The sequence below is a fragment of the Ferdinandcohnia sp. SAFN-114 genome (assembly GCF_059415045.1).
Genome location: NZ_JBPFDQ010000022.1, coordinates 40487 through 48430, shown reverse-complemented (window position 1 = coordinate 48430; position 7944 = coordinate 40487). Strand labels below are relative to the sequence as shown.

Annotated in this window: 5 protein-coding genes; all 5 read left to right on the top strand. The window is 40.4% G+C overall.

What is annotated here, in order from left to right; genetic code table 11:
• Window positions 1-1405 precede the first annotated feature (1405 nt).
• Entirely contained in the window at window positions 1406-3526 is a 2121-nt protein-coding gene (locus ACR65M_RS09310) for an MMPL family transporter (protein ID WP_440273154.1), read from the top strand.
• Between the two features lie 52 nt (window positions 3527-3578).
• The gene (locus ACR65M_RS09305) at window positions 3579-4250 is read left to right on the top strand and encodes a response regulator transcription factor (protein ID WP_440273153.1); all 672 of its coding nucleotides are present in this window, start codon (window positions 3579-3581) and stop codon (window positions 4248-4250) included.
• Window positions 4247-5644 (top strand): sensor histidine kinase, encoded by a 1398-nt coding sequence (locus ACR65M_RS09300; RefSeq protein ID WP_341330032.1) that lies wholly within the window; start codon window positions 4247-4249, stop codon window positions 5642-5644. The genes ACR65M_RS09305 and ACR65M_RS09300 overlap by 4 nt, the downstream gene beginning before the upstream one ends.
• A gap of 3 nt (window positions 5645-5647) precedes the next feature.
• Window positions 5648-6052 (top strand): hypothetical protein, encoded by a 405-nt coding sequence (locus ACR65M_RS09295; protein WP_341330033.1) that lies wholly within the window; start codon window positions 5648-5650, stop codon window positions 6050-6052.
• A 281-nt stretch (window positions 6053-6333) separates the two neighbouring features.
• On the top strand, window positions 6334-7854 hold the full coding sequence (gene hutH / locus ACR65M_RS09290) for a histidine ammonia-lyase (protein WP_440273152.1): 1521 nt from the start codon (window positions 6334-6336) through the stop codon (window positions 7852-7854).
• The last annotated feature ends 90 nt before the right edge of the window (window positions 7855-7944 follow it).

Here is a 7944-nt window from a genome sequence, read left to right as displayed (position 1 = left end):
AAAGTAGCTGAATCCCCTTCATCGAGCGAATGAAGAGGAAAAGAGCCGAAGAAAAGTAGCTGAATCCCCTTCATCGAGCGTATGAAGAGGAAAAAAGCCGAAGAAAAGTTGCCGAATCCCCTTCATTGAGCGTATGAAGAGGAAAAGAGCCGAAGAAAAGTAGCTGAATCCCCTTCATTGAGCGAATGAAGAGGAAAAGAGCCGAAGAAAAGTAGCTGAATCCCCTTCAACGAGCGAATGAAGAGGAAAAGAGCCGAAGAAAAGTAGCTGAATCCCCTTCATCGAGCTTATGAAGAGGAAAAGAGCCGAAGAAAAGTAGCTGAATCCCCTTCATCGACTGTATGAAGAGGAAAAAAGCAAATGAAAAGTAGCTGAATCCCCTTCATCGAGCGAATGAAGAGGAAAAGAGCCGAAGAAAAGTAGCTGAATCCCCTTCATCGACTGTCCGAAGTTACTTCAACTTCGGACACGCCCGCGTGGATAGTACCTCTCCGAGTCCGAAGGTGGTTAAACTTCGGACACGCCCGCGCGGATAGTACCTCTCCGAGTCCGAAGCTGGTTAAACTTCGGACACGCCCGCGCGGATAGTACCTCTCCGAGTCCGAAGCTAGTTAAACTTCGGACACGCCCGCGCGTAAAGTGCCACCCCGAGTCCGAAGATGGGTAAACTTCGGACACGCTGGCGTTGATTTTACCTTCGCTTGTCCGAAGATAGCTAAACTTCGGACACGCCCTCGTTGAAAGTGCCTTCGCGTGTCTGAAGATGGGTAACCTTCGGACACGCCCGCGCGGATAGTACCACCCCGAGTCCGAAGATGGGTAAACTTCGGACACGCCCACGCGTAAAGTGCCACCCCGAGTCCGAAGCTAGATGAACTTCAGACACCAAAGCGCAGATATTGCCTTCGCTTGTCCGAAGACAGGTAAACTTCGGACACCGCTGCATTGATTTTGCCTTCGCTTGTCCTAAGATAGCTAAACTTCGGACACGCCCGCACGGATAGTGCCGTACCGAGTCCGAAGCTAGCTCAACTTCGGACACGCCCGCGCGGATAGTACCACCCCGAGTCCGAAGATGGGTAAACTTCGGACTCGTCCGCGCGGATAGTACCACCTCGAGTCCGAAGACGGGTAAACTTCAGACACGCCCGCACTGATTGTGCTAACCCTTGTCCGAAGCCGGCTCACCTTCAGACACGCCCGCACCGAAAGTGCCACCCCGAGTCCGAAGATCACCAACCTCCAGACACCCATGCCCAGATTTGCCATCATCTTGTCCAAAGATACACACTCCCCCTCACGCGGCACCCCCCAGTTTCTCGACAAATGTAAACAAAAGTTGATATTAAATTTATGTTCGATTAGTAAGATCATATTCGAAAGGTATTAAAGGAGGTTTTACATTTTGAGGAAACTGTTATATCCAATTACAGATTGGGTTTCAAGTAAACGTGGGATGTGGATTACGATTATAGCTTGGCTCGTCTTGATGGTCGGATTAAGTGCGGGACCAAGGCTTGCCGATTATAAAGTAAGTAATTTTCAATCGCTTCCTGATGAAGCACAATCGATCATAGCTGAGAAAAAGACAGAAGAGCTATTCCCAAATGAGCAAGGGACACCGGGAATCCTTGTATTCCATAATGAAAATGGGGACATTAATACCGATGAGGTCACACAAATACTAAATGGAATCGCAGCAGAAGATATTAAAGGAATTGAGACAATCCTTGATATAAGCGCGCTTCCACCTCAAGCGTTATCGGGCTTTATCTCTGAAGATGGTACAACCATGATTGTGCCGATGGAATTAGAAAAGGGCCTTGGCAATAGTGAATTTGCCGAAATAAATGACAAGGCTTCTGAGATAGGCAATAAGATGGCAGAGCAGTTTGATAATATGTCCTTTTATATCACCGGTCCAGCTGGGATAGCTGGGGACACACTTAAGTTATTTGAGCAAGCGGATGTGGTGTTATTACTAGCAACGATAGGTATTATTTTAATATTACTTATTGCCATTTACCGTTCGCCATTACTTGCATTCATTCCTCTTTTAGCAACAGCGATTGTTTATCAGGTTGTGAATCAAAGTGTTGCATTACTAGGAGCGGGTGGGTTAGAAATTAATAACTCCACAACCTCAATTATGAGTATTTTACTTTTTGCTGCAGTGATTGACTATTCACTATTTGTATTCTCTCGTTACCGCGAGGAACTAAACAAAGTTGAAAGTAAATATGAAGCTATGAAACTTGCAATGCGTGCAACTGGGGAACCGGTATTTTTTGCTGGAGGAACAGTATTAGCAGCTATGCTAATCTTATTCTTTGCCGATTTCCGTGACTATCAAAACTTTGCTCCTATATTTGGGCTTGCAATGTTCTTTATTATGTTAGCATCGATCACATTGGTTCCAGCTTTATTTACACTTTTCGGTCGTAAAGCGTTTTGGCCAAAAGTTCCAAAGTATGGCCAAGAAAAAGAAATAAAACATGGAATTTGGGGACCAATTGCTAAGTTTGTGGTAAATAAACCAGGTTTATCTGGAGGCATTGTTGGTGTTTTCCTTCTCATTACTGCATTAAATATATTTAATCTTGATTTTGAATTTGATACTGTCAAAAAGTTCCCTGAGGATTTACCTTCTCGAGTAGGTTATGAAGTTGTAGAGACAAGATATGATAAAGGGGAACTAGCACCTACAACATTGTTAGTTGAAAGTGATAAAGCAATAGCCCCAGAGCAAGTAACAACTTTTACAGAAAAACTACAAGAATACGATGAAATTGCAACTGTTCGAATGACTGCACAATCTGAAGACTCTAAGGCATTAAAATTAAGTGTTGTCTTAGCAACGAATCCATATTCTACAGAATCTATGACAATCATTAAAGATTTGCGTGAAGATACACCAAATCTATTGAAGGACCTTTCCATACCAGGAGAAGCATACTATAGCGGAGTGACTGCAAAGCTAGTAGATGAACTGGATGTGAATACGAGAGATATCTTTACAATTGCGATACTTGAAACATTACTAATACTCATACTCTTATTTGCCCTAACTCGTTCAATGAAAATGCCAATTTATATGATGGCAACCATTTTACTGTCCTATGTATCTGCTTTGGGGCTTGGTAGTTTCCTTGTCGATATCTTGTTTGGATATGATGCATTAAGCACTCGGGTTCCGGTATATGCTTTTATCTTCCTTGTGGCATTAGGTATCGATTATAACATTATCCTTGCCTCACGTTTTATAGAGGAAAGGAAAACTCATCGCGTTAAAGATGCTCTTGAAGTTGCGATTCGTAATACGGGTGGAGTAATCTCATCTGCTGGTATCATTCTAGCTGCAACCTTTGCAGCGCTAACAACGATGCCAATTGCCGATCTATTCGTATTTGGATTCATCGTTTCGATTGGAATCTTGATTGATACTTTCCTAGTTCGTGGAATGCTATTACCAGCTTTGGTATTGTTATTTGAAAAAGACAAGCAAGCATCGCATAATAGACAGTAAAATAAAATACAAAGGGCTTCCTTCGTATTTTACTTTTTAGGAGGTTCGCATTATGAAGATTCTTGTTGTAGATGATGATGTCTATATTCAACAGCTAGTATCGATCCATTTGAGCCGAGAAGGCTATCAAGTATATCGAGCTAATCATGCCGAAGAAGCATTAGATTTGTTAGAGGAGAAAACAGTTGATTTGGCGATTGTCGATGTGATGATGCCTGGAATGGATGGATTTGAATTGACCAAGATTTTGGCGAACGACTATGGTATTCCTGTCATATTGCTTACGGCTAAAGGTCAAATCGATGATAAAGAACAAGGCTTCTTATCTGGTTCTGAAGACTATATTGTTAAGCCTTTTGAGGTGAAGGAACTTCTATTCCGTGTTGCCGTTGTGTTAAGGCGTGTCGAACGTGCCATGGAAACTGTAATAAAAGTAGGAAATCTCATGATAGATCGAAAAAATTTCGAATTAAATATAAATCATGAGACAGTCCTTCCGCCTTTAAAGGAATTTGAAGTATTAAGCTTATTAGCATCACGGGCAAATAAGGTTACGCCTAGATCCATTCTGGTGGAACAAGTATGGGGTGTTGATTATGAAGGTGGAGAACAAACTCTAAATACTCATATAAATCGTATCCGGGAGCGTTTAAAAAAATACGATGCATCAGTGGAAATTCAAACGGTTCGCGGAATTGGCTATAAGCTAGAGGAAACGAAATGAAGACTTTATATCGGAAATTCATTGTGGCTACGCTATTGATTTTAATGATAAGTGTCATTGTAGGTATGATCATCGCAAATTTTATTTACATGACATCGACAAAACAGAAGATTGATCAGCAGAATGTAGAGATTGCACAAAGAATTACATTAACCCTTGAGAGTATGCATTCGGATAGCTCCTCCTTCGAGCCATTCTTGGAATCGATTGGAAACCTGGGGTATCAGATATATGTGGTAAACGAATCAGGTAAAGAAGCTTATTTTGGTAAGCCTTTTACAAAAACGGATCTTCCACAAGAAGCCAAGAAGGTTCTTTCTAAGAAGGAAGTTTACCATGGTATGAATGCATTTTCCCATAAGTTTTTAATGATGGGACACTTCTCAAATACTGTAGAGAATACGGTAGGTGTTCCTTTCACAATGAATGGGAAACAATACGGTTTATTTATCCGTCCTAACAATAAATTACTTTTTTCAGATATTCATATGATATTAGCGTGGTTTTTTGTAGCGGTAACGATTGTTAGTATTAGTGGGGTAATTCTGTTTGCAAAGCATCTGATCCAGCCGATTACTAAGTTAACGGAAGCGACCAAAGAGATTACACGGGAGAATTTTAATTATCCACTACCGATTGATCGTAATGATGAGATTGGACAATTAGTAGAAAGCTTTAATACGATGCAGAGGCAGTTACAGCATAATGATGAAGCGAGGAAATCCTTTATCAATAATGTGTCACATGACTTTCAGTCCCCACTTATGAATATTCAGGGATATGCAGAGCTTTTACTGTCACAAAACGTAAATGAACGAGATTCTAAAGAATACTTACAGATTATTGATCACGAATCAAAGCGGCTTTCAAATCTAACAAAACAACTCTTGTTGTTAACATCTCTTGATCAAAAAGCATACCCGATGAAGATTACAGAGGTCCAATTGGATGAACAAATTAAACAAACCATCCGTAGGTATCAGTGGCGACTACAAGAAAAGGAAATTGAAGTCTCGTACAAATTGCCTTTTATTCGGACAAAAGTTGATGCAGAACTTATGAGCAATGTTTGGGACAACTTACTAACAAATGCGATTAAGTATAATACACAAGGAGGAAATATCTGGATTAACTTATCAAGAAGCGAATTTTTCATTAAGGTCATTGTGAAAGATACAGGAATTGGTATGTCGAAGGACGCCGTCTCTCAAATTTTTGAACGTTTTTACCGAGTAGATTCATCTAGAAAAAGGGACGGCACAGGACTTGGTTTATCAATCGTTAAACAAATAATTGACCTGCATGGAGGAGAAATCAAGGTTGACAGTAAGGTTGCCGAGGGAACAACCTTCACAATTATACTTCCTAACATGATTGGGGAAATGGAGGAATAAATAATGGAACAAACTTGGAGTATACGGCTCATTCGATTTTCAGCGATATTCGGTATAATCGGTACTTTTCTAGGCTCTCATATGTCTGGAAATATGGATTATTCGTTGAGACCTATTCATGCTCATATTCTATTAGTAGGCTGGCTCTCAGTGTTTGCTTGGGGAATTTTTTATAAGGTATATACGATTAAATACAAAAAACTTGTGTCAATTCACAGTATCCTAGGAATGTTAGGTGCCCTAGGGTTAACGGTAGGTATGTGGATGTACAATATTAATCCATTTAATCTTAATGAGACCTTTGTAATGGTGTTCTTTATTGTGGGGGGAACCTTCCTTTTACTTGCTTTTTTACTGTTTGTGCCAATCACTTTTCTTATTGATAAACAGGAAAATAAAAATTTCTAATATTAATCAAAATTTTTTATCAATTCTTAAAAGTGCTGGTTGACGCTGGAAATAAAAGTGCATATACTGAAATTAGTTATTAGAATCTAGAGCTTTATAGATACTTAAACAAGTGAATTGTTATTTTGTATAGTTAAAATCAATCACATATCATTCGCCCATAGTATTTTAGTTAATAGGGGGCTATATGATGAAGTCATTTTTTTAGTGGCTTTCATCATGTAGCTCCCTTTTTTATTGGCTCTTTACCGGACTAAAGCGAATTGAGGGGAGACAAACAGATGGTTACATTAACTGGTCAAACACTAACTTTTAAAGAGGTACAAAGAGTTTTATATGAAGGTGAAAAAGTTAATTATTCTGAAGAAAGTATGAGAAAAGTCCAAGAAAGTCGAAAAGCAGTTGAAAAAATTGTGGCTGAGGAACGAATTATTTATGGCATTACAACAGGGTTTGGGAAGTTTAGTGATGTGTTTATCGATAAAGACGATGTAGAGGCGTTGCAACTAAATTTAATTCGTTCTCATGCTTGTGGAATTGGCGAACCCTTTCCAGAGGTTGTATCACGTGCGATGCTCCTTCTTCGAGCAAACGCATTGCTGAAAGGGTTTTCGGGTGTACGTCCGGTCGTGATTGATAGATTGCTTGATTTATTGAATGCTGGCATTCATCCGGTCATTCCACAACAAGGATCACTTGGTGCAAGCGGGGACTTAGCACCACTCTCACATTTGGCGCTTGTTTTAATCGGGGAGGGTGAGGTCTTTTATAAAGGAGAGAAAACATCTGCGATTCATGCGTTAACAAAGGAATCTATTTTTCCGATCACATTAACGGCCAAAGAAGGGTTAGCGCTTATCAATGGAACACAGGCAATGACAGCGATGGGGGCAGTCGCGTATCTGGAAGCGGAAAAATTAGCCTATCAAACAGAATTGATTGCCGCTCTAACTATTGAAGCGTTGCGCGGAATTATTGATGCATTTGATGAAGATATTCAGCTTGCACGTGGTTATCAAGAACAAATAGATGTAGCTGAACGTATTCGTGCTCATCTTTCCGATAGCTCTTTAACAACAAGACAAGGTGAAATCCGCGTTCAAGATGCCTATTCAATCCGTTGTATCCCACAAGTGCACGGAGCAACATGGCAAACATTAAACTATGTTAGAGAAAAATTAGAAATAGAAATGAATGCTGCTACTGATAATCCATTAATCTTTGATAATGGTGAAAAGGTTTTATCAGGGGGGAACTTCCACGGACAACCGATAGCTTTTGCCATGGATTTCTTGGCGATTGCAGTAGCGGAACTAGCCAATATTTCTGAACGTCGAATCGAGCGTTTAGTTAATCCGCAACTGAATGACCTACCGCCATTTTTAAGTCCTGAACCTGGTTTACAATCAGGTGCAATGATCATGCAGTATGTCGCAGCATCACTTGTATCAGAAAATAAAACTTTGGCGCATCCAGCTAGTGTAGATTCGATTCCTTCATCAGCAAACCAAGAGGATCACGTGAGCATGGGGACAATTGGATCAAGACACGCATATCAAGTCATCACAAATACGAGACGTGTATTAGCAATCGAGGCCATTTGTAGTATGCAGGCAGCTGAAATTCGGGGAAAAGAAAAATTGGCATCCGCAACAAGTTCATTTTTAGAAAATGGTAGAAAAGTCGTGCCGTATATTTCCGAAGACCGCGTGTTCTCTAAGGATATAGAAGCAATGAATCACTGGTTAAAGACAGGAACTTTTAATTTTAATCATCAGAAGTCCCCTACTTCTACTGAATAAAGTTAAAGCCTCCGGCGGATGCCTCGAATTTTCAGCGGAAATTTTACGAGCATAGGATCAAAGACTAAAAACGCCACGTCCTGTGGCAAC

What these genes read in the sequence shown, in the direction of transcription:
- ACR65M_RS09305 (WP_440273153.1), top strand. Translation starts at nt 3,579, where the DNA reads ATGAAGATTCTTGTTGTAGATGATGATGTCTATATTCAACAGCTAGTA.
- ACR65M_RS09300 (WP_341330032.1), top strand. Translation starts at nt 4,247, where the DNA reads ATGAAGACTTTATATCGGAAATTCATTGTGGCTACGCTATTGATTTTA.
- ACR65M_RS09295 (WP_341330033.1), top strand. Translation starts at nt 5,648, where the DNA reads ATGGAACAAACTTGGAGTATACGGCTCATTCGATTTTCAGCGATATTC.
- hutH (WP_440273152.1), top strand. Translation starts at nt 6,334, where the DNA reads ATGGTTACATTAACTGGTCAAACACTAACTTTTAAAGAGGTACAAAGA.